The 24,223-nt window shown below is 66.6% G+C and carries 22 protein-coding genes; 16 read left to right on the top strand and 6 right to left on the bottom strand.

What is annotated here, in order from left to right; genetic code table 11:
- Complete coding sequence (locus tag HOP03_04500) at positions 1-606, bottom strand: hypothetical protein (GenBank protein NOT87425.1); 606 nt, start codon at positions 604-606, stop codon at positions 1-3.
- 197 nt (positions 607-803) lie between these two features.
- On the opposite strand from HOP03_04500, the gene HOP03_04495 reads away from it, so the two are divergent.
- From HOP03_04495 to rarD, 7 genes are all read left to right on the top strand, one after another.
- The gene (locus HOP03_04495) at positions 804-1,082 is read left to right on the top strand and encodes a DUF493 family protein (protein ID NOT87424.1); all 279 of its coding nucleotides are present in this window, start codon (positions 804-806) and stop codon (positions 1,080-1,082) included.
- On the top strand, positions 1,070-1,774 hold the full coding sequence (gene lipB, locus HOP03_04490) for a lipoyl(octanoyl) transferase LipB (GenBank protein NOT87423.1): 705 nt from the start codon (positions 1,070-1,072) through the stop codon (positions 1,772-1,774). Before HOP03_04495 ends, lipB begins: the two co-directional genes overlap by 13 nt.
- Positions 1,774-2,799 carry a lipoyl synthase gene (gene lipA / locus HOP03_04485; protein NOT87422.1) on the top strand — a complete coding sequence of 342 codons (1,026 nt, stop codon included), beginning with the start codon at positions 1,774-1,776 and terminating at the stop codon, positions 2,797-2,799. Before lipB ends, lipA begins: the two co-directional genes overlap by 1 nt.
- Positions 2,800-2,997: 198 nt before the next feature.
- The gene (locus tag HOP03_04480) at positions 2,998-5,175 is read left to right on the top strand and encodes a carboxy terminal-processing peptidase (protein ID NOT87421.1); all 2,178 of its coding nucleotides are present in this window, start codon (positions 2,998-3,000) and stop codon (positions 5,173-5,175) included.
- 140 nt (positions 5,176-5,315) lie between these two features.
- Positions 5,316-6,158 (top strand): methylated-DNA--[protein]-cysteine S-methyltransferase, encoded by an 843-nt coding sequence (locus tag HOP03_04475; protein ID NOT87420.1) that lies wholly within the window; start codon positions 5,316-5,318, stop codon positions 6,156-6,158.
- Between the two features lie 250 nt (positions 6,159-6,408).
- Entirely contained in the window at positions 6,409-7,308 is a 900-nt protein-coding gene (gene yedA / locus HOP03_04470; protein NOT87419.1) for a drug/metabolite exporter YedA, read from the top strand.
- Entirely contained in the window at positions 7,305-8,222 is a 918-nt protein-coding gene (gene rarD / locus HOP03_04465) for an EamA family transporter RarD (protein NOT87418.1), read from the top strand. Before yedA ends, rarD begins: the two co-directional genes overlap by 4 nt.
- 83 nt (positions 8,223-8,305) lie before the next feature.
- On the opposite strand, the gene HOP03_04460 is transcribed toward rarD, so the two are convergent.
- The 4 genes from HOP03_04460 to HOP03_04445 all read right to left on the bottom strand — a co-directional run bounded on the left by HOP03_04460 (position 8,306) and on the right by HOP03_04445 (position 12,733).
- Positions 8,306-9,484 carry an ABC transporter permease gene (locus HOP03_04460; protein NOT87417.1) on the bottom strand — a complete coding sequence of 393 codons (1,179 nt, stop codon included), beginning with the start codon at positions 9,482-9,484 and terminating at the stop codon, positions 8,306-8,308.
- A gap of 27 nt (positions 9,485-9,511) precedes the next feature.
- Positions 9,512-10,666 (bottom strand): FtsX-like permease family protein, encoded by a 1,155-nt coding sequence (locus tag HOP03_04455; protein NOT87416.1) that lies wholly within the window; start codon positions 10,664-10,666, stop codon positions 9,512-9,514.
- A 19-nt stretch (positions 10,667-10,685) separates the two neighbouring features.
- Positions 10,686-11,387, bottom strand: coding sequence for an ABC transporter ATP-binding protein (locus HOP03_04450; protein NOT87415.1), 702 nt, complete (start codon positions 11,385-11,387; stop codon positions 10,686-10,688).
- A 77-nt stretch (positions 11,388-11,464) separates the two neighbouring features.
- Positions 11,465-12,733 carry an efflux RND transporter periplasmic adaptor subunit gene (locus tag HOP03_04445; GenBank protein ID NOT87414.1) on the bottom strand — a complete coding sequence of 423 codons (1,269 nt, stop codon included), beginning with the start codon at positions 12,731-12,733 and terminating at the stop codon, positions 11,465-11,467.
- A gap of 392 nt (positions 12,734-13,125) precedes the next feature.
- Between HOP03_04445 and HOP03_04440 the strand changes: the two genes are divergently transcribed.
- The 7 genes from HOP03_04440 (at position 13,126) to HOP03_04410 (ending at position 19,368) form a co-directional block, all read left to right on the top strand.
- Complete coding sequence (locus HOP03_04440; protein NOT87413.1) at positions 13,126-14,070, top strand: ABC transporter ATP-binding protein; 945 nt, start codon at positions 13,126-13,128, stop codon at positions 14,068-14,070.
- Entirely contained in the window at positions 14,070-14,831 is a 762-nt protein-coding gene (locus tag HOP03_04435; protein ID NOT87412.1) for an ABC transporter permease, read from the top strand. Before HOP03_04440 ends, HOP03_04435 begins: the two co-directional genes overlap by 1 nt.
- Positions 14,832-14,963: 132 nt before the next feature.
- The gene (locus HOP03_04430; GenBank protein ID NOT87411.1) at positions 14,964-16,118 is read left to right on the top strand and encodes a sensor histidine kinase; all 1,155 of its coding nucleotides are present in this window, start codon (positions 14,964-14,966) and stop codon (positions 16,116-16,118) included.
- Positions 16,115-16,717 carry a response regulator transcription factor gene (locus HOP03_04425; protein NOT87410.1) on the top strand — a complete coding sequence of 201 codons (603 nt, stop codon included), beginning with the start codon at positions 16,115-16,117 and terminating at the stop codon, positions 16,715-16,717. The genes HOP03_04430 and HOP03_04425 overlap by 4 nt, the downstream gene beginning before the upstream one ends.
- A 137-nt stretch (positions 16,718-16,854) precedes the next feature.
- The gene (locus HOP03_04420) at positions 16,855-18,693 is read left to right on the top strand and encodes an amidohydrolase family protein (GenBank protein NOT87409.1); all 1,839 of its coding nucleotides are present in this window, start codon (positions 16,855-16,857) and stop codon (positions 18,691-18,693) included.
- A gap of 213 nt (positions 18,694-18,906) precedes the next feature.
- Entirely contained in the window at positions 18,907-19,128 is a 222-nt protein-coding gene (locus HOP03_04415) for a hypothetical protein (protein NOT87408.1), read from the top strand.
- A gap of 12 nt (positions 19,129-19,140) precedes the next feature.
- Entirely contained in the window at positions 19,141-19,368 is a 228-nt protein-coding gene (locus HOP03_04410; protein NOT87407.1) for a hypothetical protein, read from the top strand.
- A gap of 112 nt (positions 19,369-19,480) precedes the next feature.
- On the opposite strand, the gene HOP03_04405 is transcribed toward HOP03_04410, so the two are convergent.
- Complete coding sequence (locus tag HOP03_04405) at positions 19,481-20,410, bottom strand: clan AA aspartic protease (GenBank protein NOT87406.1); 930 nt, start codon at positions 20,408-20,410, stop codon at positions 19,481-19,483.
- A gap of 303 nt (positions 20,411-20,713) precedes the next feature.
- Here HOP03_04405 and HOP03_04400 point away from each other — a divergent pair, with 303 nt between their 5' ends.
- Together HOP03_04400 and HOP03_04395 are read left to right on the top strand one after the other, a co-directional pair.
- Positions 20,714-21,430: an ABC transporter ATP-binding protein gene (locus HOP03_04400; protein NOT87405.1), complete on the top strand. Its 717-nt coding sequence runs from the start codon at positions 20,714-20,716 to the stop codon at positions 21,428-21,430.
- Positions 21,431-21,590: 160 nt separating this feature from the next.
- The gene (locus HOP03_04395; protein ID NOT87404.1) at positions 21,591-24,098 is read left to right on the top strand and encodes an FtsX-like permease family protein; all 2,508 of its coding nucleotides are present in this window, start codon (positions 21,591-21,593) and stop codon (positions 24,096-24,098) included.
- Positions 24,099-24,223: the final 125 nt, after the last annotated feature.

Raw genomic sequence — 24,223 nt, 5'->3', positions numbered from 1 at the left:
TCAGAGTGCGATGCGCGTCGACGAGTACCAGGCGTCGACCCGGATGCTGCCGTCGTCGAGCGCGCGCGGCATGACCGCGCCGTAGGGCATGGCGGCGGCGACGTGCATCGCCAGCCGTTGCGTGGTCATTTCCGCTTCGACCGGATCGGCGAAGCGCGCGCTGATCCGGCAGGTTGCGCTGCGGCAGGCGATCTGAAGACTGTCGGGCGGTGGCAATCCCTGCTTTGCCAGCGCATCGGCGGCGAAGAACGCGCCCAGCGCGCGCTCTTCCCGCATCGCCCATGCGGTATCCAGCGTTTCCGCCGCGAAGCGCGTGTCGAGCGTGGCGATGTTCGCTTCGACGCGCGCGCGGGCTTCGACCGGATCCAGATCGCCGCGACGCGTTTCGCCCGGCGCGCGCGCGGCGGGGACGGACGCCATCGCCGTGTCGGGCTGCACGGGCGGTGCGGCGGCGCTCGACAGTGCATGGTCGTCGCGTTCGACCGTCGCCGCTTGCGCCGGCATCACGGGAACGCGCGAGGTGTGCCACACCAATACGGCCGTCGCGGTGGCGGCGCCGCAGAGCAGTGCGAGCGACGGGACGAGGATCGATGTGCGTGCGGCCATGACGGACTCCGTGCGATCGGCGCAGCGCGCGCCACATCCCGGGAGACGGCGGATCGCTGCTGCCCCGGCCACATCCGCCGCAGCCATCGCGATGGCGTGCCGGTATGGCCTGTCGGCGCCGCAGTCGTCGTTTTTGGCACGCATCGCGGTGCGTTCCGGGCCTTGGGTTGGCTGTGGATCGGGCCCATAATCCGCGCATGAATATCGGTTCCGACCATCCCGACCACGGCTTCCAGTTTCCGGGGGTCTTCGAGATCACCGCCATGGGCCCTGCGGGCGCCGGGCTGGAGGAGCGCATCCCGGAAGTGCTGGAGGCGATCGGGATCCCGGTGCTGCGCGAGACGGTCGCGACGCGCAATTCCTCGGGCGGCAAGTTCGTCTCGATCCGCCTGAGCATCCACGCCGAAGACCGCAGTCGCTACGAAGCCGCGCACGACGCGCTGCGTGCCGAACCGCAGATCAAATGGACGCTGTAACCGTCCCGGCGGCGCAGGTCCGCGACCTCGGGCGTCACGCCTACGAGCCGGTCTGGCGCGCGATGCAGGGCTTCACCGATGCCCGCAACGCCGACACGCCCGACGAACTCTGGCTGGTCGAACACGACCCGGTCTTCACCCTCGGCCAGGCCGGCAAGCCCGAGCACGTGCTGATGCCGGGCGATATCCCGGTGATCAAGGTCGATCGCGGCGGCCAGGTGACCTATCACGGTCCCGGCCAGATCGTCGCCTACCCGCTGCTGGACCTGAAGCGCCTGAAGATCGGCGTGCGCGACTATGTCTGCAGGATCGAGCAGGCGGTGATCGATACCCTCGACCACTGGAACATCCATGCCGTGCGTCGCGATGGCGCGCCCGGTGTGTACGTCAACGAGGCCAAGGTCGCCGCCTTGGGCATCCGCGTCCGGCGCGGCTGCACTTTCCACGGGCTGGCGTTCAATGTCGACATGGACCTCGCGCCCTACCGCCGCATCAATCCCTGCGGTTATGCCGGGCTGCAGGTGACCTCGATGCTGGATCTGGGCGGTCCTTCCAACCTCGATGCGGTCAAACCGGTGCTGCTGGAGGCGCTGGCCGCGCAGTTCGGCCTGCAGCTGCAGGCCGCGCCGCCGCAGCGGCTGGAAAAGAAGAGAGTTCGGCGAGATCGGGCGGCGGCGCCCCAGGCCGCCTGATGTCCACACCGACGCCCGCCGAGAAAACCATTCCCCTGACCGTCGTCGGCGAGGCGTCCGCGCCGCTGGCGGCGGCGCCGCTCGAACCGGGAGCGAAACAGGTGGCCGCCGACAAGATCGCGCGCTCGCCGGTGCAGTTCGCCGACGCGCCGGTGCTGCGCAAGCCGTCGTGGATCCGGGTGCGGATTCCCGCCGGCAACGCGGTGCAGGCGCTCAAAAGCAAGCTGCGCGAGAACCGCCTGGTCACCGTGTGCGAGGAAGCCAGCTGCCCGAACATCCACGAGTGTTTCAACCACGGCACCGCCACATTCATGATCCTCGGCGAGGTCTGCACCCGCCGCTGCTCGTTCTGCGATGTCGCCCACGGCCGGCCGAAGCCGCCGGATGCCGACGAACCGCTGAGCCTCGCCCGCACCATCGCCGACATGGGCCTGAAGTACGTGGTGGTGACCAGCGTCGATCGCGACGATCTGCGCGACGGCGGCGCCCAGCATTTCGTCGACTGTATCGCGGCGGTGCGCGAGCACAGCCCGCAGACGAAGATCGAAATCCTCACCCCGGACTTCCGCGGCAAGGGCCGGATGGAGCGCGCGCTGGAAATCCTCGCGAAGCATCCGCCGGACGTGTTCAACCACAATCTCGAAACCGTGCCGGAGCTCTACCGCAACGTGCGCCCGGGCGCCGACTACCAGTGGTCGCTGACCCTGCTGCAGCAGTTCAAGGCCCAGCATCCGGACGTGCCGACCAAGAGCGGGATCATGCTCGGCCTGGGCGAAACCATGGACCAGGTGCAGGGCACCCTGCGCGACCTGCGCGCGCACGACGTCGACATGATCACCATCGGCCAGTACCTGCAGCCCACCGCCCACCACCATCCTGTGCTGCGCTACTGGACGCCCGACGAGTTCAAGGCGCTGGAGGACTACGGCATGTCGCTGGGCTTCAGCCACGTCGCCTCCGGCCCGATGGTGCGCAGTTCGTATCACGCCGACCGGCAGGCGGCCGGGGCCGGTGTCGTCGGCTGAAGCCGACCACCCAACTGCCGGCTGAAGCCTTCCCCCGCATGAACAGCATCCCGACCGGCGGTCGGGATGCCTGTTTCCGCAGGCGGGGCATGACCTTGGGCGGTAGGTATGGACCGAAACTTTCGGTACTCTCCGGAGTCGTAAGCTGAACGCATCCGCGTACCCCCACACGCTGGCACCACCCACACGAGATCGCCGATGAAAGTCGCCAAAGCTCTTCCGGTTTCCCTGCTTGCCCTCGCGCTGACCGCACCGGTGGCGTGGCTGTCGGCGCAGGCCGATGCCGGCAGTCCCAGCGCCGAGCAGGCCACCGCCGCCAAGCTGGTCTACGGCATCCTCTCCGACAGCCGTTACGCCTACCGGCCCCGCGCGCTGGACGACACGCTGTCCGCGGAAGTGTTCAAGCGCTATCTCGAATCCCTTGATCCCGCGAAGTTGTTCTTCACCGCCGCGGACATCGACAAGCTCACGACCTACCGGGTCAAGCTCGACGACGCGATCAAGAGCGGTGAAGTGGCACCGGCGTTCGAGATGTTCGCGCTGTACCAGCAGCGCGTGAACGAACGCGTGACGCATGCGCGCGGCCTGCTCGCCAAGGACATCTTCCGTTTCGATGGCAGCGACCGCTGGGAATACGACCGCAAGGACGCGCCATGGGTCGCCGGCACCGCCGAACTCGACAAGCTCTGGCAGCAGTCGGTGCGCAACGACTGGCTGCGCCTCAAGCTCGCCGGCAAACAGCCCGACGAGATCCGCAAGACCCTCGACAAGCGTTACGCCAACCTGTCCAAGAGCGTGGCGGAACTCAATGGCATCGATGCGTTCCAGACCTTCCTCAACGCCTACGCCATGTCGATCGATCCGCATACCGATTACTTCGATCCGCGCGCGGCCGAACGCTTCGAGCAGAGCATGAGCCTGTCGCTGGAAGGCATCGGCGCGCAGTTGCAGAAGCAGGACGACGTGGTGGTGATCCGCGAGCTGATCGCAGGCGGTCCGGCGATGAGCAGCGGCAAACTCAAGGCCGGCGATCGCATCGTCGCCGTGGGCCAGGGCGCGAACGGCGCCATGGAAGACATCATCGGGTGGCGCCTCGACGATGTCGTCGACAAGATCAAGGGCGCGAAAGGCACCCAGGTGCGTCTGGATATCGTGCCGGCCGAAGCGGTGCTCGACAGCAAGCCGAACCGGATAGTGCTGAATCGCGCCAAGATCCGCCTGGAAGAACAGGCCGCCAAGGGCGAAGTGCTGACCATCCCGGGCGTCGATGGCCAGCCCGCGCGTCGTATCGGCGTGATCAAGCTGCCGGCGTTCTATCAGGACTTCGAAGGCAAGCGCCGCAACAGCGACGATTACGCTTCCGCCACGCTCGACACCAAGAAACTGCTGCTCGGTTTCCGCGCGCAGAATGTCGACGGCGTGGTGATCGATCTACGTTACAACGGCGGCGGTTCGCTGGCCGAAGCGGTCGATCTGACCGGCCTGTTCATCGACAAGGGCCCGGTGGTGCAGGTGCGCGAATCCGGTGGACGCGTGCAGGTCGACAGCGACGGCGACACCGGCGTGGCGTGGGATGGCCCCTTGGCGGTCCTGATCAATCGCGGCTCGGCGTCTGCTTCGGAAATCTTCGCCGGTGCGATCCAGGATTACGGCCGTGGCCTGATCATCGGCGAAACCACTTTCGGCAAAGGCACGGTGCAGAATCTCGTCGATCTGGACCGTTGGCCGATGAACAATGGCCAGCGCTTCGGCCAGGTGAAGCTGACCATCGCGCAGTTCTTCCTGCCCGGCGGCAGCAGCACCCAGAACAAGGGCGTTGTGCCGGATATCGCCTTCCCGGTGAGCGTGGACGCCAGCGAATTCGGCGAAAGCACTTACGACAACGCGCTGCCGTGGACCCGGATCGCGGCGGTGCCGCATACGCAGTACGGCGATTTCGCTCCGCTGCTGCCGCAGCTCAAATCGATGCACGATGCGCGCGTGGCCCAGGACAAGGAATTCCAGTGGTGGTCCGAAGACATCGCGCAGTTCCGCGAGGAAACCGCGAAGAAGTGGATCTCCCTGAACGAAGCCGAGCGCCGTACCGAGCGCGACCGCGATGCCGCCAAGCGCAAACAGCGCCAGGAAGCGCGCAAGGCGATGGGCCTGGACATCGATCCGCTGGCCGAAGACACCGATGACGGCCTGACGTCCAGCGAACGCAACGTTGCCCAGGACGCCGCGCGCGAGAAAGCCGCCGAAAAGCGTCCCGACCCGCTGTTGCGCGAATCGGCCGCGATCCTGGTCGATGCGGTGCATGTGCTGGGCAACGACAAGCCGCTGTCGGCGCAGGTCCTGCTGACCGAAGCCCGCAAGCCGGGGCAGTGGGCGAACTGATCGTCCGATGCCAAGGCGACGACAAAACGGGCCCGCGAGGGCCCGTTTCCGTTTGCGGGATCCGAGGTTGCGCTTTGGATGCATTCGCCTGCGCAAGAATCGGATAGCGGGCATCCGGAACGCCCGTTAGTCTTTGCCGCATGCGCAACACCATTCATGACCCGCTCGAACATGCCCGCGAACTGCTCGAAGCCGGCGAACCGACGCTCGCCGAACTGTCGGCGGCGGTCGGCCTCAGCGCTTCGCATCTGCAGCGCCGTTTCCGCGCTCGTTTCGGTCTGAGCCCGGCCGAGTATCTTGCCCAGCGCAAACTCGGCGCACTGAGATCCGCACTGAAGGACGGCCGCGATGTCAGCGCGGCGCTGTACGACGCCGGCTACGGATCGCCGTCGCGGGTGTACGAGACCGGCGCCGCGAAGCTCGGCATGACCCCCGCGCGCTATCGCGCCGGCGGCGGCGGTGAGGAGATCCGCTGGAGCATCGTCGCCACCGCGCTGGGACAGGCGATGGTGGCGACTACCGTGCGCGGCATCTGCATGGTCGAGCTGGGCGACGATAGCGATGCCTTGGTGGGCAGGCTCCATGCTGAGTTTCCGCGCGCGCAGCTGCAGCAGGTCGATGCCGGACGCGACGAATTCCTCGCGCCGCGCGTGCGCGCGGTCGCCGATGCGCTTGCGGGCAAACGGATGCGGGCGTCCGACCTGATTCCGGTCGATCTGATCGGCACCGCATTCCAGAAGCGGGTCTGGGATGCGCTGATGAAGATTCCTGCGGGCGAAACCCGCAGCTATGCCGAACTCGCCGCGTCGCTGGATGCGCCGAAAGCCGCGCGTGCGGTCGCCAGCGCCTGCGCCCACAACCGCGTCGCGATCGTGGTGCCCTGTCATCGGGTGATCCGTGGCGATGGTTCGCTGGGCGGGTATCGCTGGGGTCTGGCGCTGAAACAGCAGTTGCTCCGGCGCGAGGTCATCGGCGGCCGATAGGCCGCGCTTTTTTGTAGGAGCGACTTCAGTCGCGAAACTGACCGAATTGCAGCCGCGACGTCGACCACGATCTGAAACAACGCATGTTTCGCGACTGAAGTCGCTCCTACGAGAGCATGGCATCGCGACCAGACGCTTTACTGTGTTCCGCGACGCGCGCCAATCGCCTGAAACGCGGGCGTAGAATGGCCCCGTCGTCGCGATGCGGCGACACGTCTTCATCTCCCCCATTTTCTTTCCGAGCACTGCGATGGCTGCTCCATCCGCGGGCGATCCGCGCCCTGCCTCCACGCTCTCCATCGGGCTTGCGCTGATGGCGGTGTATCTCATCTGGGGCTCCACCTATCTCGGTATCCGCTTCGCATTGGAAGGCGGTTGGCCGCCGCTGCTGGCGGTGTCCGGCGGACGCATGCTGCTGGCTGGTGGGTTGCTGTACGCGGTGCTGCGCTGGCGCGGCGTGCCCGCGCCGACGCGCAAACAGTGGCCGTCGCTGGCGGTGATGGGCCTGTTGATGATGCTGCTCGGCAACGGCATGGTGGTATTGGCCGAGGAAGACGTCTCCTCCGGGCTTGCGGCCATCGCGATCGCGTCGATGCCGCTGTGGATGGGGCTGTTCGGCGCGATGTCCGGCCGTCATCCGAGTCGCGGCGAATGGCTCGGCATCGGCATCGGTTTCATCGGCGTGCTCTGGCTCAACGCCGGCAGCAGCCTGTCGTCCACGCCGCGCGGCCTGGCCCTGCTGTTGATCGCACCGATCGCATGGGCGTTCGGCTCGGTGTGGTCGCGCGGACGCGATCTGCCGTCGCCGTTCATGGCCGCCGCCACGCAGATGCTCTGCGGTGGCGTGATGTTGATCGCGCTCGGCCTGGCGGTGGGCGAACGCCTGCCCGCCGCGCCGACGACGCAGGGCACGGCGGCGTTGATCTATCTGGCGATCTTCGGCTCCATCGCTGGTTTCGGCGCCTACGTCTGGCTGTTGAACCATGTGCGCCCGGCCTTGGCGTCGAGCTACGCCTACGTCAACCCGCCGATCGCGGTGATGCTGGGCGCATGGCTGGGAAACGAGCACTTCGGTCTGCACGATCTCGGCGCATTGGCGGTGATCCTGGTCGGCGTGGTCGCGATCAGCCGAGCGAAGGCACGCGGATGACGCCGCCGCAGGGGCTGGATCGCAAAGGTCTGTCGATCGCTGCCAGCGCGTTCCTGCTGTGGGGGCTGATGCCGCTGTATTGGCATCTGCTGAAGGCGGTCCCGTCGCTGCAGATCGTCGCGCATCGCGTGCTCTGGAGCGCGGTGCTGGTCGCGCTGTGGCTGCTGTGGTCGCGGGGGCGCGGCTGGTTCGCCGCTATCATCGCCAAGCCGCGACTCGCCGCGATGCTGACGCTCAGCGGGTTGTGCATCGGGATCAACTGGGGCCTGTACATCTGGGCGGTGAACGCCGGGCACGTGGTCGAAAGCAGCCTCGGGTATTTCATCAATCCGCTGTTGAATGTGGTGATCGGCACGTTGTTCCTGCGCGAGCGCCTGAATCCGACCCAGTGGTTGTCGGTCGCCATCACCGCCGCCGGCGTGCTCTGGCTCACCTTCAACTACGGCAGTTTTCCGTGGATCGCGCTGGCATTGGCGGGATCGTTCGGCCTTTACGGCGTGATCCGCAAACTCGCTGCGGTCGATTCGGTGACCGGGCTCGGCTTCGAGAACTCGGTGCTGCTGTTGCCGGCGCTGGCGTATCTGCTGTGGGCGGAAACCAGCGGGCAGGGCGGTTTCCTGCCTTTGCGCGGCAGCGGTGGTTGGGGATTCGGCGTCGATGCGCTGCTGATTTTCGGTGGAGCGCTGACCGCGCTGCCGCTGATCGCGTTTTCCTTCGCGGTGCGGCGCGTGCCGCTGTCGACCATCGGACTGATGCAGTACGTGGCCCCGACCATGCAGTTCCTGATCGGCGTACTGGTGTTCCGCGAAACCTTCGACCGCGATCGCGCGATCGGCTTCATCGTCATCTGGATCGCATTGGCGATCTTCGCGTTCGACAGCCTGCGCCGGGCGCGGCGCACTTCCGGCGCCTGAAGGCCTGTCGCGGTTTTCCATGTCCCGAACGCGAACGAGGCGCCCATCGGCGCCTCGTTCGCGGATCACGCAAGCCCTGCAACTCAGGCGCTGCGCAGTGCCGTGGTCACCGACTGGCGCGCCGCGATCGCCGCCGGAATCAGGCCGCCGATGAAGCCGACCGCGACCGAGATCAGCAGGCCGATGCCCAGCAGGACCGGCGTGACCTTGAACGCGAACACCACCTGGGTGAAGTTGGCGCCGATGGTCGAGACCGACATGTTGTTGAACAGCACGTAGGCGATCAGCGCACCGATCACACCGCCCAGCAGCGCCAGGGTCAGCGCCTCGATCATCACCGAGACCAGCACCGGGAATCCGCCGAAACCGATGGCGCGCAGCGTCGCGATCTCCTTGGCGCGGGTGGCGACCGCCGCGAACATGCTGTTGAGCGCGGCGAAGATCGCGCCCAGGGCCATGATCGAGGTGACCACGATCGCCAGGATGCCGATGGTCTTGCGGAACTGTGCGGTCTGGGCGCTGAAGTATTCCTGCTGCGAGATCACGTCCAGGTTGAGCCGCGGGTCGGCCTTCAGCGCCGCGCCCAGGCCCTTGAGCGACTTCTCGCTCTCCATCCCGGCCAGCACCGAGCTGTAGCCGTTGCGGCCGAAACTGGACTGTGCGACCTCCACGTCGGTCCACAATTCGCTCTCGTGCGCATCGCCGGATTCGAACACGCCGACCACCGTCCAGTCCGAGCCGCGCATGCGCAGGGTCTTGCCGACCTGCGCGTCGTCGAACTGCTTGCTCACGCTGCGGCCGACCACCAGTTCGCGCAGGCCCGGCTTGAACTGCCGGCCTTCGACGATCTTCAGCTTGGGCCGCAGCGCGAATGCGGCCGGCTCCACGCCGCGAACGGTGAGGTTCGAGCCGTTGAGGGTCTCGCCGATCTTGAACAGCTCGGCGATCACGATGATTTCGGCCGAGGCCAGCGGTTTGCCGTCGGCGCCCTTGCGGATGCCGGGCCCGAGCTTGATCAGGTTGGTCTCTTCGCGGCCGAGGCCCGAGTTCAGTTCGGTGGCCGAGCCGCCGCGCATGACGAGGGCGTTGTCCTTGCTGCCGGTGGCGGCGAGGGTGGCGCTGAAGCCTTCACTCATCGCCAGCAGCGCGGTGAACACCGCCACCACGCCGGCCAGGCCGATGATGATGACCAGGGATGGCCCCCAGCGCTCCGGGATGCTTTTGAGGTTGACGCCGGTAATGGCGAAGATCTGCGACAGCATTGGGATTCTCTCCTGAAAGGGGTGCGGTCAGCGGCCCGCGAGGGCGTCGACGATCTTCAGCCGCTTGGCGCGCAGCGCGGGCAGCAGCCCGACCGCGATGCTCAGCAGCAGGATGGCGATGATGCCGGCGGTCCAGACCCGCCACTCCACGCGCAACGGAATCGGGATGCCCGACTGCGCGATGAGCCAGCCGGCGACCGTGGCCAAGGCCAGTCCGATCAATCCGCCGATGGCGCACAGCGCCACCGTTTCGGCCAGCACGAAGCCCAGGACGCTGGTATCGGAGAAGCCCAGCGTCTTCAGGACCGCCATCTCGGGCACGCGCTCGCGCATGCTCTGCGCCATCGTGTTGCCCACCACCAGCAGCAGGGTGAAGAACACCGCGAACAGGATCCAGCGGACGATCAGGCCGATGTCGCCGAACTGCTTGGCGAAACCGAGATTCCAGTCCTTCTCGTTCTGGGTCTTGGTCTCGTCGGGCGAGTTCTCGAATTTCGCGTCGATGATCCGCGCCACCTTCGCGGCGGCTTCCGGATCCTTGAGCTTGATCAGGTAGATACCACCGGCGCCGCTGCCGAACTGGTTCTCCTCGTCGAAATACCCGTGGTTGATCCAGACCTGTGTGGCCTGGCGCTTCCACTCCTCGTCCTTGCCGTCGACGATCCCGACCAGATCGAACACCCAGTCCTTGCTGCCGTTCTTCTGCGGGAAGATGTTGGAGCTGATCGGCACCTTCTGGCCGACCTTCCAGCCGTACTGGTCGGCCACCTTGCGGCCGGCGACCATGGCGGTGCGGGTCTCGGCGAACTGCTTCCACTGCGCTTCGGGCAGATCCCACTCGGGATAGACCGCGTGGAAGCGCAGCGGGTCGACCGCGAGCGCGACCAGCTGGTCCTTGCCCTGCCACACGCCGCCGAACCACTGCGACTGGGTCACCGCTTCCACGCCCGGCACGCTCTCGATCTCGGCGCGCATGCGCATCGGCAACGACTGGGTGAAGGACACGCGGGCCTGGGTGATGAGGCGGGCGGTGCCGAGGAAATCGGCGCCGGCATTGAACAGCACGTTCACCGACTGCAGCAGCCCGAACAGCAGGAACGCGGTGACGATGGACAGCAGCGTCAGCGAGGTCCGGGCCTTCTTGCGGAACAGATTGGCGACGACGAATCCGGTCTTGGTCATGTCGATCTCCCTGCGCGGCTCAGGCCGGCGCGTGCGCTGCGTGGGCCTGCTCGATCAGCCGGCCCTTGTCGAGATGGACCGTACGCTTGGCGTACTCCGCAGCGAGCGGATCGTGGGTGACCATCACGATGGTCTTGCCATGTTCGCGGTTGAGCGTCTGCAGCAGGGTCAGGATCTCGTCGGCGGTCTTGCGGTCGAGATCGCCGGTCGGCTCGTCGCATACCAGCAGGCTGGGGTCGGAGACGATGGCGCGGGCGATGGCGACGCGCTGTTCCTGTCCGCCGGAGAGTTCGCGCGGCTTGTGCTTGCCGCGATCGCCCAGGCCAACGACCTGCAGCGCGACTTCGGCGTTGCGCTTGCGCTGCGCCGCATTGAGTTTGGTCAGCAGCAGCGGCAGCTCGACGTTGCCCTGGGCGGTGAGCACCGGCATCAGGTTGTAGAACTGGAAGACGAAGCCCACGTTGCTGGCCCGCCATTGGGTGAGCTGGCCGGCGCTGAGGGTGTCGATGCGCTTGCCATCGATGCTGATCTCGCCGCCGGTGGGCTGGTCCAGTCCACCGATCAGGTTCAGCAGCGTGGTTTTGCCGGAGCCGGACGGGCCCATCAGTGCGACGAAATCGCCCTTGGGGATTTCCAGGTTGATGCCGTGCAGGACTTCGACCTGCTGTTTGCCGCGGCTGTAGGTCTTGGTGACGTCGCGGATGCTGATCAATGCGGACATGGGCGATCTCTCACAGGGGCTGATGGTGGATGTGGGAAGCGCCGTCTGGGGCGCGTAATGGACGCTCGCGGGGGAGGTTACTTGGCGGCCTTTTCGGACACTTCGGCCCCGTCCTGCAGCTCGACGGGCGGTGCGGAGACCACGGTGTCGCCGGGCGACAGGCCGGACAGCACCACGCGCTGCTCGCCGCGGACCTCCGCCGTCTGGACGGGCGTGGCGATCGCCTTGCCCTCCTCGACGATGAAGACGATATCGGTGTCCTTGCCCTCGATCTTGCGCTGGGTGATGGCATCGTTGGGGACCAGTACGCCGACCGGTTTGGGCGCCACGGGCGCCGCCGGGTCGGTAGCGGTCTTCTTGTCGAGGAAGCTCACCCGCACGCCCATGTCCGGGACGATGCGTCCGTCGCGCTGCAGCAGTGCGATGCGGACCTTCACCGTGGCCTTGCTGCGGTCGGCGGTGGGAATGATCGCGATGACTTCGGCCGGAATCTTCCAGTCCGGGTAGGCGTTGAGGGTCGCCTCCACCGGCATCTTCGGCTGGACTTTGCCGATGTAGGCCTCGTTGACATCCACTTCGATTTCCAGCGAATCCATATCGACGATGGTGCCGATACCGGTGCGGGTGAAGCCGCCGCCCGCGGCGGCCGGCGAGATGATTTCGCCCGGCTGCGCGGATTTGGCGATGATGATGCCGGCGAACGGCGCGCGAACGATGGTGTTGTCCACGCCGTTGTCGGCGATGCGCAGCGAATCGGAGGACACCTGGGCGTTGCGCTGCGCGGTGATCAACTGCGCGCGCAGCGAGTCGCGCGCGGCGACGGCCTGCTCATACTGTTGGCGCGAAACCAGCTTCTGGCCGATCAGTTGGCCCAGGCGCGAAGCGTTGGCTTCCGCTTCCTTCAATTGCGCGGAAACGCTGTCGACCTGACTGCGCGAGGCTTCCAATTGCGATTGCGCCAATGCGCGCGACGAGTCGGCGTCGATCGGATCGAGCGTCGCCAGGATCTGGCCGGCTTCCACCCGCATGCCTTCCTCGATCAGGATTTCGCGGACCTTGCCGGTGACTTTCGCCGAAACCGTGGCGATGCGGCGCGGAACGACATAGCCGGTGGCGTCCAGCACCGAGGCGGCCCCGCTGCTGCTGGCGGCGATCGGGGCGGCGGAGGCCATGCGGACTTCGATACTGTCGTTGCCGGCGAACAGCTTCCAGCCGCCGATTCCGAGCAGCGCCACCACGGCGGTCGCGACCAGGCCGATCCAGAGACCGCGCCGCGAGGACGGTGGTTCGGCGGAGGCGTTGCGGTCGATGCGAAGTTCCTTGAGCAGATCAGCGTTGGTATTCATGGTCTTCCAAGACGAATTCGTAATGTTGTCGCAAAGGCAAAGTGTGACCGAAAATCGCAGAACAGCCCACAAGTCTGAAACATCAGCCCCGCTGACAGCCATTGCCGCAGGCCCTGCTGGAGCCGTCGGCATCGTCGCGATGCAGTCTGGGGATCACGAAGCAGGCGCGCGGGCGCCTGTTCCGATGGGAGCGTTCCGACGGGAGCACAGGCGTGCCCGGGCTTCCGGCCACTGGGCCTGTCCGGGAGGGACGGGCTCAAGCGAGGGCAAAGAGTAATGCCTCGGCCCCCCGTCGTCAGCTGACGAATGTCATGGTCGATGACTGACGCTTCCGACTGTCCACCGGCCGGACGGGTGCCTAGTCTGACGACATCGTAACCGGAGTGCCGACGATGAGCCCGACCGTTCCTGACCGATTCCTTGCTGACCGATCCCTCGCGCAACTGCGCGGCAGCCGCAAGCGCTACGGCGCCACCCTGGCGCTGGACGGGGTCGACCTGTCCCTCCAGCGCGGCGAAGTGCTGGCCCTGCTCGGCGCCAACGGCGCCGGCAAAAGCACCGCGATCGCGCTGCTGCTGGGGTTGCTGGCGGCCGACGAAGGCAGCGCCGAGCTGTTCGGGCAGCCTCCGGGCGACATGGCCGTGCGCAGGCGCATGGGCGTGATGCTGCAGTCGGCGGGCATCCCCGAGACCAGCCGGGTCTGCGAACTGCTCGATCTCACGCGCAGCTATTACCCGTCGCCGCGCAGCGTGGCCGACTGCGTCGCGCTCGCCGGACTGGAAGGCCTGATGGACCGGCGCTACGGCCGGCTGTCGGGCGGCCAGCAGCGGCGCGTGCAGTTCGCACTGGCGATCTGCGGCAACCCCGAAGTGCTGTTCCTCGACGAACCCACCACCGGTCTGGACATCGATGCGCGCCAGCGGATGTGGGCGACGATCCGGCAACTGGTGGCCGACGGTGTCGGGATCCTGCTGACCACGCACTATCTGGAGGAAGCCGAAGCGCTGGCGCAGCGGGTGGTGGTGCTCAACAGCGGCAAGGTCGTCGCGGCCGGGCGCATGCACGACATCCGCGCGCTGGTGTCCCAGCGGCGCATCCGCTGCCTGTCGGCGCTCGATGTCGCACGCGTCGCCAGCTGGCCGGGCGTGCGCAGCGCGCTGCGCGGTGGCGACGGCAATCCTGCGCGGATCGAAGTGCTGACCGATGCCACCGAGCCGGTGGTGCGCCGGCTGCTGGCCGAGGACGCCGCCCTGAGCGAACTCGAAGTGCAGCGCGCCGGTCTCGCCGACGCCTTTCTCGAAATCACCCGCCAGACACCCGTACAGGAAGCCGCCTGATGAACGCCACCACCCTCCCGATGCCCGCGCATTCGCCGCTGCGCAGCTATGTGCTCGAAGCCAGGTACGAGTTCCTGCGCGTCCTGCGCACGCCGTCGTTCGCGCTGCCGTCGCTGCTGTTCCCGTGCCTGTTCTACGTGCTGTTCGGCGTGCTCCTGAACAAGGGCAACGGCGACGCCGCGCGTTATCTGCTCGCCACGTACGGTGTGTTCGGCGTGATGGGCATCGGCATGTTCGCCTTCGGCGTGAGCGTGGCGCTGGAGCGTGAACAGGGGTTCCTGATCTACAAGCGCGCGCTGCCGATGCCGCCCGGCGCGTATCTGTTCGCGAAGATGGCGATGGCGATGGTGTTCGCCATGATGATCTCGCTGCTGCTGGCGGCGCTGGCCGCCACCGTCGGCGGCGTCGAGCTGCGCGCGTCGCAATGGCTGCTGCTGTGGGTCGTCAATGTCATCGGCGTGCTGCCGTTCGCCGCGCTGGGCTTGTTCGTCGGTACGCTGGTCGGCGGCCAGGGCGCGCCGGCGGTGGTCAATCTGCTGTATCTGCCGATGGCCTTCCTGTCGGGGCTGTGGATACCGCTGAAGTTCCTGCCGGCGTGGATCGCCGGATTCGCGCCGGTGTGGCCGTCCTACCATCATTCGCAGGTCGCGCTGAAAGTCATCGGCATGGACGCCGGCGGCAGTCTTGGCCTGCACCTGGGCGTGCTGCTCGGTGTCACGGTGTTGTTCTTCATGCTGGCGCGTCGTCGGCTCGCGGCCTGAGCCGGCGGCCGTTACAGTGCCAGTGTCCATCCTCTCCTCCCGCGCACGAGGCCTGTCATGAGCCCATCGCTGAAGTCGCTGTTGCTGCGCTGGCGCGGACGCCTGGTCCCCGAGTCGCACGGGCTGGGCTGGATGCCGTTCTACACGCTTGGCTATCTGGTGTTCCTGTTCATGCCGCTGCTGCTGTCGTGGTTCGACGAATCCAATGGCTGGCGCCAACCGCTGTCGTACGTGCTCGCACCCACCCTGCTGTCGATCGCGGTGTTCCTGCCGCTGTATTTCGCGGCATACCGCGCAATCGGCGTTCGCTCGCTGCTGTGCGCGCTGGCGATCGCCGCCGTCGGCTACGCGCTGCTGCCGTACAACCCGTTCGCGAATGCCTACACGATCTACGCGGTCGGATTCGCCGCGATGATCGGCGGTCCGCTGTGGAAGCGGCTGACACTCGCGATGGCGATGCTCGGCGGTTTCCTGGCCGAAGTCATGGTCCTGGAATACCCCATTTTCATCTTCCTGATCACCCTGATCGTGTCGGTGGCGGTGTTCTTCGGCAACCATCATTTCGTCGAAAGCAACCGCAAGCGCGCCGAGCTGAAGCTCTCGCACGACGAAGTGCGCCGGCTCGCCGCGCTGGCCGAGCGCGAACGCATCGGCCGCGACCTGCACGACCTGCTCGGGCACACGCTGTCGCTGGTGGCGCTGAAAAGCGAGCTGGCCGGCAAACTGTTGCTGCGCGGAGATTCGCCGGAGGCGCGCGAGGCCGCGCACCGCGAGATCGTCGAAGTCAGCCGGGTCGCGCGCGATGCGCTGTCGCAGGTGCGCTCTGCGGTCACCGGCATCCGCGCCACCGGACTCGCCGCGGAACTCGTCTCCGCGAAACTGCTGCTCGACAGCGATGGCATCGCGTTCGTGTCCGACATCGACCCGCACAGCAGCGATCCGCGCATGTTGCCCGCGAACGTCGAAACCGCGCTGGCGATGACCCTGCGCGAGGCGGTCACCAATATCCAGCGCCACGCACGCGCCCGCGAAACGCGCATCGCGATCAACATGGTCGATGGCGAAGCGGTGCTGCGGATCGTCGACGATGGTCGCGGCGGCGCGGTCGCGCCGGGCAACGGTCTCGACGGCATGCGCCAGCGGATCGAAGCGCTCGGCGGACGGCTGCGCATCGACTCGCGCAAGGGCGAGGGCACGCGCATCGAAGCGCATGTGCCGCTCGCTGCGCATCTCGAGCACGATGATGCCCCCGTCGCGGCGGCGTCCAATGTGGCGGCGCAGGCATGATCCGCGTGCTGCTGGCGGAAGACCAGGCGATGGTGCGCGGCGCGCTCACCGCACTGCTGTCGCTGGAGAACGACATCGAAGTGCTCGGTGCCGCCGCCGACGGTGAGGCCGCGTGGCGCGAACTGCAGCGGCTCAAGCCCGACCTGCTGGTCACCGATATCGAAATGCCCGGCATCACCGGGCTGGAACTGGCGCAGCGCATCCAGCGTCATGCGCTGCCGACGAAGGTGGTGATCGTGACCACCTTCGCGCGCGCCGGTTTCCTGCGTCGCGCGCTGGATGCCGGCGTCTCGGGCTATCTGCTGAAGGATGCGCCGGCCGAAGATCTCGCCGAAGCGCTGCGCAAGGTGCATCGCGGCGGCAAAGCGATCGACCCGCAGCTCGCTCTCGAAGCCTGGTCCGAAGCCGATCCGCTCAACGATCGCGAACGCCAGGCGCTGCGTCTTGCCGGCGAAGGCCTGTCCGCCGGGGAAATCGCCATCCAGTTGAATCTTTCCCACGGCACCGTACGCAATTACCTCTCCGAAGCCATCGGCAAGCTCGGCGTCGGCAACCGCATCGAAGCCTATCGGCTTGCCCGGCAGAAGGGCTGGCTGTGAACACGCCCCGCCCACCACCGCCCGCCTGACGCCGACGCGCTGCGTTTCAACGATGTCCTGCCGATGTCGCATCGGCGGTCCGGAGCGTCTTGTCCTTCCAGAACCGTTCCATCCCCAGTCCCATGAGGAGTCCTGCCATGAAACCCTGCACTCGCCGTTCCGGCACCGGCGTTGCGGTCGCCATCGCGATCGCCGCGTCGCTCTCCAGCGCATCGCAAGCCGCTACGCCCGCCCGCGACAACGATGCCGACAACGACTTCGTCATCCGCAATGTCCGCGTCTTCGACGGCACGCGCGTGCTGCCGAATACCAGCGTGCTGGTGATCGACGGACGCATCGCCGCCGTCGGTGCCAAATTCGATGCGCCGAAGGACTTTCCCACCATCGATGGCAGCGGCAAGACGCTGTTGCCCGGGCTGATCGACGCGCATACCCACAGCTGGGGCGATGCGCCGCGCGATGCGCTGCGTTTCGGCGTGACCGCCGAATTGGACATGATGGGCGACCCCGGCCGCCTGCCCGCACTGAAAACAAAACGCGAATCGCTGGCGCGCAGCGACGAAGCCGATCTGTGGAGTGCAGGTGCCGCCGTCACCGCACCCGGCGGCCACGGCACCCAGTACGGCATGAAAGTGCCGACGCTCGCCGCCGATGGCGATGCTGCGGCGTTCGTCGCCGCGCGCGTCGGCGAAGGTTCGGATTACATCAAGCTCATCATCGAAGACATGAGCGCGTACAGCGCGACGATGCGCATCCCGACGATCGCCGAAGCGCAGGTGAAGTCCGCCATCGCCGCCGCGCACAAGGCGCGCAAACTCGCGGTCGTCCACGTCTCGCGCCTGAGCGAAGGCAGGTCGGCGATCGCCGGCGGCGCCGATGGCCTCGTGCATATCTTCGGTGAGCCGGGCGACGCGGCGTTCCTTGATTCCGCGAAGAAGAGCAAGGCTTTCGTCATACCGACGCTCTCGGTGCTGGCGACGATGGCGCAGACCGGCGAAGGCCGCGCGCTCGGCGAAGACGCGCGGTTGAAGCCGTGGCTCGCCGCTGCGCAGGCCGACAGCCTGAAAGCGACGTTCGGCGCCGCTGCGCCGAAGCCCGGGATACTCGCCAATGCCATCGCCAATGTGCGCGCACTGCATGCGGCCGGTGTCGACATCCTGGCGGGTACCGACGCCGGCAATCCCGGCACCGCCCATGGCGCGAGCATGCACGGCGAACTCGAATTGCTGGTGCGCGCCGGCCTCACGCCGAGCGAAGCGCTTGCCGCCGCGACCTCGGTGCCCGCGCGTCGCTTCAATCTTGGCGATCGCGGCCGTATCGCGGCGGGCCAACGCGCGGATCTGTGGATGGTCGACGGCGACCCGACCCGCGACATCCTCGCCACCCGCGCGATCGTGCATGTGTGGAAGAACGGTTACGCCGTCGCGCGCGTGCAGCCGCAGGCGCCCACTGCGCCCATCGGCGAAGCGATTCCCGCTGGCAGCCTGGTCGACGATTTCGAAGGCGATGTCGCGACCTCGCCGATGGGCATGCTGCCGGCGAAATTCGGCGCCGGCTGGATGCAGACCACCGATCAATTGGCCGGCGGTGCGTCGATCGCGACGCTCAAGCGCGACAAGGGCGCGCTGGCGGTGAGCGGCGAAATCAAGACCGGCTTCGCTTTCCCGTGGTCCGGCGCGATGTATTTCCCGGCGAGCGCGCCGATGCAGCCTGCCGATCTCTCGGCACGCAAGGAACTGGTGTTCCGCGCGCGCGGCGATGGTCGCGACTACAGCGTCATGCTGTTCTCCGGCGTGCAGATGCAGTCGATGCCGAGCATGAAACCCTTCGTCGCCGGTTCTGAGTGGACCGAAGTGCGTATCCCGCTCGACAGCTTCAACGGCGCGGACCTGGGCCGGGTACGCGGCTTCGCGTTCACCGCCGGCCAGCCGGTCGGCGCGTTCGCGTTCCAGATCGACGACGTCGAATTGAAATGATGGCCGCTTCGAAACCGACGCAGGTGAATCGATGCACGATATCGATCGTGCGTAGGGCAGAGCCGCCAGGGGCCGTGACCAGCGCCATGGTTGAAAATCCGTCGTTCTGAGGTCGCGTCGTGCATGAATTCGGCGGAATCCGTTGCGCGGGTTCCGCCCTGCGGTTCAGCGACTGCTGCTGGATGCAGCAGTGCAACGCATGCCAATGAGGCGATGATCATTCATGTTGTTGAATCAACATCATGCAATGTCCTGTTGCATAAACATGCACCGAAGAGCCTGAACAGGCTCGATTGCGGCGCCATGCCAAAGCCCGCATACTCGAAATGCGGGCAGAAAAGGCTGACTGCCCGTCCGGGATTGGTGCGCGCATCACCCGTATCACGCGAAGTGCCGAACCGGATGATCCACATCCAGCAACTTCAGCTGATCTAATCAGGAGGATTTATGAAGCAAGGAATTATCAAGGGAATTGCGATCGCGGTTCTTGTGGCGGGTATGTCGATTGCCGGCACCGCCAGTGCATCCGGGCCGAACATCGCCTGTACGGCAAGCCTCTCGGGCCGTACCGTATTCATCCTGTCCGGTGGCTATCGCCACTACTACATATGCAGGCCCCCGGTGTGGGTGTATCTCCGTTCCTGCCCGGTCAATGGCGGTCCCTGCATTTCTTGATGGACCGGATACAGGCAGGTCCGTCCATCGGCCTGCCCCGTGACGCACGGTGGGGCGAGCGCAGCGAACCCCACCGTGTCCAGTGCATGCGCGCACAGCGCAAGCGGCGTCGTCAGGCAGGCCTTTGGCTCCCTTGCGTACCGCGAGGCCGAAGGTAGAGTTTTTTCCGGCCGAGATCGAAGATCAGATTGAACCGTTTCAGGATCGCGCCGCCCAGCACGCTCTTGTCCTGGTTTCCGATCCTTCCGGAAAAGAATCCCACGGGGACATCGGAGAGCGTGAGCCGGCCCAGCGAAAAACCGGGCATCACGCCTTTCTTGACCTCGATGACATGCCCGTAAGAGTCGGTCAGACGGCTGGTTTCGGTGATCGCGATCCTGCCGTCGATGCCGCTCGACGCCGCAAACGCATCGTCCAGCAGAAGGCCGCCCGCATAGCCGGAGTGGATCAGGAATCGATTCGCGCGCGTTTCGTCGCCGAACAGGCAGAGGCCCTCGACGTAGAGCTCGCCGTCCTCGTTCTCGATCGCGAGCGACTGGTAATCGCGCGCCTTGTCCGGCAGTCGGTCGTGGACGACGATGCGCCCGCTGTCGTAGTCGATCTCGACCACCGCGTCGCCGAAAAAATCCAATCCGAACTTACCGTCCGTGCCTTCGCCGGAATTCCTGTTCTCCCAAAGCGTGACGCCGTCCCGCGTCAACGGCCCGATCCGCATGCGGTTGCCCGTGCTGTAGCGCGAATCCGAAGTCCCGCCCCAGCTCTGGATCTTGGCATCGTTTCCGAGCGCGATATCGCCGAGACGGCGAACCGCTTCCTCGGTCAACGTGACGTCCGATGACGCGCTGTGCAGCATCAGATGCACGATGTGCGAATCGTTGATCCGTACCTCGACCACGATATTGTTCTGTTTGCTGAGCGTGAACGGAATGGACACGGCCTCGTTGCCTTGCGCGGACATCGCCACGCGTGTCGAAGCGCAACCCGTGATGCCCGCAGCGCACAGCGCAACGGCAACAGGAATGAGGCGGAAGAAAATGTTCAAGGCCAGACCCCGCTCGATATTCCACAGGATGGATCGAGCGCAGCGATGCCGATCGCTCTGCCCGAAGCCATGGATGGGCATCGCTGCGTCCGGCCCATCCTACCTCGCATGCATCATGTCGTTCCCGTCTTCGGCGGAATCGGCTGCCCGGGTTCCGCCCTGCAGTTCCTCGATGCCATGCGGAATCGCCGCATCCGACCACGCCAGGCGCCCATGCATGCCATCAGTTGGGTCGTCCCCGGGCTTGCATCCTCCCTCCGCTCCCCCAATATCGACCCCTCGTCTCCCCCACAGCGACGCCCCATGACCTTGCCTCTGACCGATCAGCCATCCGTCGTCGTTGCCTCCAAGCCCCCCGCACTCACCATCGAATCCCTGGCCAAACGCGTCCGCCTGCCCACCAGTGAGCTGACCATCCTCGACGGCATCGGGTTCGAGATCGCGACCGGCGACAGCGTCGCGATCGTCGGCGCTTCGGGGTCCGGCAAGAGCACGCTTCTGGCGCTGATGGCCGGGCTGGATACGCCCAGCGACGGGCGGGTGCTGCTGGATGGTGCGCCGCTGTCGACGCTGGACGAGGACGGGCGCGCGAAGGTGCGCGGCGAGAAGGTCGGTTTCGTCTTCCAGAATTTCCAGTTGCTGCCATCGTTGACCGCATTGGAAAACGTGATGCTGCCGCTGGAGCTGCGCGGCGATGCCGATGTCGACGGACCGGCGCGCGCGATCCTGCAGAAGGTCGGTCTGGGCGAACGTCTCGACCACTACCCGCGGCAATTGTCCGGTGGCGAACAGCAGCGCGTGGCGCTGGCGCGCGCGTTCGTGACCCGGCCGGCGCTGCTGTTCGCGGACGAGCCCACCGGCAATCTCGATACCCGCACCGGACAGGCGATCATCGAACTGCTGTTCGGCTTGAATGCCGATGCCGGCACCACGCTGGTGTTGGTGACCCACGATGAGCATCTCGCGTCGCGCTGCCATCGCATGCTGCGCCTGGATGGCGGCCGGTTGGTGTCGGCATGATGGCGGCACATCGTTCCGCGTCGTTCCCGCGTACGCGGGAATCCAGCGTCTTCGCCGCCGCGCACGCGACTTCACTGCATGCAATGTCACTGCATGCGATGCCACTGGATCCCCGCGTGCGCGGGGATGTCGGGCGAACGCTGGTGCAGCGGAGGTCGTCATGAAGCTGCTCTCGCTGGCCTGGCGCCAGTTGCGGCGCGATCTCGCGGCCGGCGACATCCGGATCCTCGTCGCCGCGCTGGTGCTCGCGGTGATCGCGGTGACGTCCGTGGGCTTCGTGACCGATCGCGCCGCGCGCGCGCTGATCATCGAAGCGAACCGCCTGCTCGGTGGCGACGCGGTGGTGCGCGGCGATGCGCCCATCGTCGGGAAAATCCTCGAAGCCTCGAAAAACAACGGTCTGCGTCGTGCCGAAATCGCCGAGCTGCCGAGCATGATCCGGGTCGGCAGCGGCGACACCGCACGCCTGCGCCTGGGCGAACTGCGCGCATTGGGCGAAGGTTTCCCGTTGCGCGGGCAGTTCCGGATCGTCGATGCGAAAGGCGAGCGCAACATCGACGGCGGCCCCGCGCCCGGGACCTTGTGGCTGAGCCGCGGCGGCGCCGATGCCTTGGGTGCGAAGCGCGGCGATCTCATCGGCGTGGGCAATGTCGAGTTGGCACTCGCTGCCGTGGTGCTGCAGGAGCCCGACGGCGCCATCGATTATTTCAACGTCGCGCCGAAAGTATTCCTCGCGATGGCCGACTTGCCCGCGACAGGATTGATCCAGCCCGGCAGCCGCGTCGGCTACAAACTGGTGATCGCGGGCGAACCTGCTGCGGTCGAAACGTTCGCGGAGACCGCGCGTGCGGCGCTCGGTCGCGACCAGCGCGTGGAAACCATCGGCGACGCGCGTCCGGAGGTCCGCTCCGCGCTGGATCGCGCCGGGCGTTTTCTCGGTCTTGCGGCATTGGTGTCGGTGGTGCTGGCGGCGGTTGCGGTGGCGATGGCCGCGCGTCGCCACAGCGAGCGCCATCTGTCCGGCGCGGCGGTGATGCGCTGCCTCGGCGCGAGCCAGCGCACGCTGGCCGCGATCCACATCGGCGAATTGCTGATCCTCGGCGTGGTCGCGAGCCTGGTCGGCATCGTGATCGCGTTCGCAATGCAGTGGGCGCTCGGCGCTTGGCTGGCGGAAAAATTGCAGGTCGCGATTCCGCCCGCGAGCCCATGGCCGGCGCTGCATGGGTTCGCGGTCGGCATCGTGGTGCTGATGTCGTTCGGCGCGCCGCCGGTGCTTGCGCTGCGTCGCGTGCCGGCGCTGCGCGTGCTGCGTCGCGATCTGGATGCCGCCGAACCCAGCGCATGGCTGGTGGCGCTCCTGGGGTTCGGCGGCCTCGGTGCCTTGCTGTGGTGGCAGGCGGGTTCGGCCGCGCTTGGCGGCATCATGCTGCTGGGCATCGTCGCGACGCTGGCGGCGTTGGCGCTGATCGCGTATCTGCTGATCCTGCTGGTGCGGCGCCTGCGCTCGCGCCTGCGCGGCAGTTTGCGCTACGGCCTGGCCAACGTGAGTCGTCGCGCCGGCACCAGCATCGCGCAGGTCTCGGCGCTCGGGCTCGGGCTGATGGCGTTGCTGCTGCTCACGTTCGTGCGTACCGATCTGATCGATCGCTGGCGGCTGTCGCTGTCGGCCGATGCGCCGAATCGTTTCATCATCAATGTGCAGCCCGATCAGATCGAAGGCGTGCGCGCGTTCATCGCCGAACAGGGCGTGGCCGCGCCGAAACTGTACCCGATGATCCGCGGGCGCCTGCTCGCCCGCAACGGCAAGCCCACGAGCGCCGACGACCATGGCGCGCAGGACGAACGCGCGCGGCGGATGACCGAAGACGAGTTCAATCTGTCATCGGCAGACGGCTTCGGCGACGACAACAAGATCATCGCCGGCAAACTGTGGCCGAAAACCGGCGCGAAGACGCCGGAGTTGTCGGTGGAACATGAGTTCGCGGAATCGCTGGGCTGGAAGATCGGCGACCGCATCGCGTTCGATATCGCCGGCCAGCGCTTCGAAGCGACGGTGACCAGCCTGCGCACGGTGGAGTGGGAAAGCTTCAAGCCGAATTTCTTCGTGATCGCGTCGCCCGGCGCGCTGGACGACTATCCCGCCAGCTACATCACCGCCGTGAAGGTCACGCCGGAGCAGGAGCGATTCACTGCGGGCCTGATCGATCGCTTCCCGAATCTTTCGGTCTTCGACATCGATGCCATCCTCACCCAGGTGAAGAGCATCGGCGATCAGGTGTCGATGGTGGTGCAGGTGGTGTTCTGGTTCTCGCTCGCCGCCGGCGTGCTGGTGCTGCTGGCGGCGGTCAGCGCAAGCCAGGACGAGCGCCTGCGCGAAGGCGGCGTGATGCGCGCGCTCGGCGGCAGTCGCAGGCAACTGCGGTTGGCGCAGGCCTCGGAGTTCCTGGTGATCGGCCTGCTGTCCGGCGTAGTCGCGGCGATTGCGGCATCGATCCTTTCCGGTGTGGTCGCGACCCAGGTGTTCGATCTGCCTTGGCGGATCAACTGGGGCATGGCTTCCGCGGGCGCCGGCCTCGGCATGTTCGCAGCGCTCGCGGCGGGCCTGTTCGCGACCCGCCGCGTGCTGGATGCGCCGCCATCGCTGGTGCTGCGGGAATTGGATGCGTGAGCCGATGCTGGAGGTCGGAATTTATTGCGTTTCGTAGGCGCGATGGAAGTCGCGACAGGCTGCGGCATTCGAATCGGCGGCCTGTCGCGACTTCCGTCGCTCCTGCACGAGCATGCCTTCAATGA

The sequence above is a fragment of the Lysobacter sp. genome (genome assembly GCA_013141175.1).
GTDB lineage: Bacteria > Pseudomonadota > Gammaproteobacteria > Xanthomonadales > Xanthomonadaceae > Lysobacter_I.
Note: the sequence above shows the minus strand (reverse complement) of the source record. Positions and strands in the feature narration are given on the sequence as shown.

Excerpts from the sequence above, each read along its gene's own strand:
- HOP03_04500 (NOT87425.1), bottom strand. The coding sequence starts at position 606 with ATGGCCGCACGCACATCGATCCTCGTCCCGTCGCTCGCACTGCTCTGC.
- HOP03_04495 (NOT87424.1), top strand. The coding sequence starts at position 804 with ATGAATATCGGTTCCGACCATCCCGACCACGGCTTCCAGTTTCCGGGG.
- lipB (NOT87423.1), top strand. The coding sequence starts at position 1,070 with ATGGACGCTGTAACCGTCCCGGCGGCGCAGGTCCGCGACCTCGGGCGT.
- lipA (NOT87422.1), top strand. The coding sequence starts at position 1,774 with ATGTCCACACCGACGCCCGCCGAGAAAACCATTCCCCTGACCGTCGTC.
- HOP03_04480 (NOT87421.1), top strand. The coding sequence starts at position 2,998 with ATGAAAGTCGCCAAAGCTCTTCCGGTTTCCCTGCTTGCCCTCGCGCTG.
- HOP03_04475 (NOT87420.1), top strand. The coding sequence starts at position 5,316 with ATGCGCAACACCATTCATGACCCGCTCGAACATGCCCGCGAACTGCTC.
- yedA (NOT87419.1), top strand. The coding sequence starts at position 6,409 with ATGGCTGCTCCATCCGCGGGCGATCCGCGCCCTGCCTCCACGCTCTCC.
- rarD (NOT87418.1), top strand. The coding sequence starts at position 7,305 with ATGACGCCGCCGCAGGGGCTGGATCGCAAAGGTCTGTCGATCGCTGCC.
- HOP03_04460 (NOT87417.1), bottom strand. The coding sequence starts at position 9,484 with ATGCTGTCGCAGATCTTCGCCATTACCGGCGTCAACCTCAAAAGCATC.
- HOP03_04455 (NOT87416.1), bottom strand. The coding sequence starts at position 10,666 with ATGACCAAGACCGGATTCGTCGTCGCCAATCTGTTCCGCAAGAAGGCC.
- HOP03_04450 (NOT87415.1), bottom strand. The coding sequence starts at position 11,387 with ATGTCCGCATTGATCAGCATCCGCGACGTCACCAAGACCTACAGCCGC.
- HOP03_04445 (NOT87414.1), bottom strand. The coding sequence starts at position 12,733 with ATGAATACCAACGCTGATCTGCTCAAGGAACTTCGCATCGACCGCAAC.
- HOP03_04440 (NOT87413.1), top strand. The coding sequence starts at position 13,126 with ATGAGCCCGACCGTTCCTGACCGATTCCTTGCTGACCGATCCCTCGCG.
- HOP03_04435 (NOT87412.1), top strand. The coding sequence starts at position 14,070 with ATGAACGCCACCACCCTCCCGATGCCCGCGCATTCGCCGCTGCGCAGC.
- HOP03_04430 (NOT87411.1), top strand. The coding sequence starts at position 14,964 with ATGCCGTTCTACACGCTTGGCTATCTGGTGTTCCTGTTCATGCCGCTG.
- HOP03_04425 (NOT87410.1), top strand. The coding sequence starts at position 16,115 with ATGATCCGCGTGCTGCTGGCGGAAGACCAGGCGATGGTGCGCGGCGCG.
- HOP03_04420 (NOT87409.1), top strand. The coding sequence starts at position 16,855 with ATGAAACCCTGCACTCGCCGTTCCGGCACCGGCGTTGCGGTCGCCATC.
- HOP03_04415 (NOT87408.1), top strand. The coding sequence starts at position 18,907 with ATGATCATTCATGTTGTTGAATCAACATCATGCAATGTCCTGTTGCAT.
- HOP03_04410 (NOT87407.1), top strand. The coding sequence starts at position 19,141 with ATGAAGCAAGGAATTATCAAGGGAATTGCGATCGCGGTTCTTGTGGCG.
- HOP03_04400 (NOT87405.1), top strand. The coding sequence starts at position 20,714 with ATGACCTTGCCTCTGACCGATCAGCCATCCGTCGTCGTTGCCTCCAAG.
- HOP03_04395 (NOT87404.1), top strand. The coding sequence starts at position 21,591 with ATGAAGCTGCTCTCGCTGGCCTGGCGCCAGTTGCGGCGCGATCTCGCG.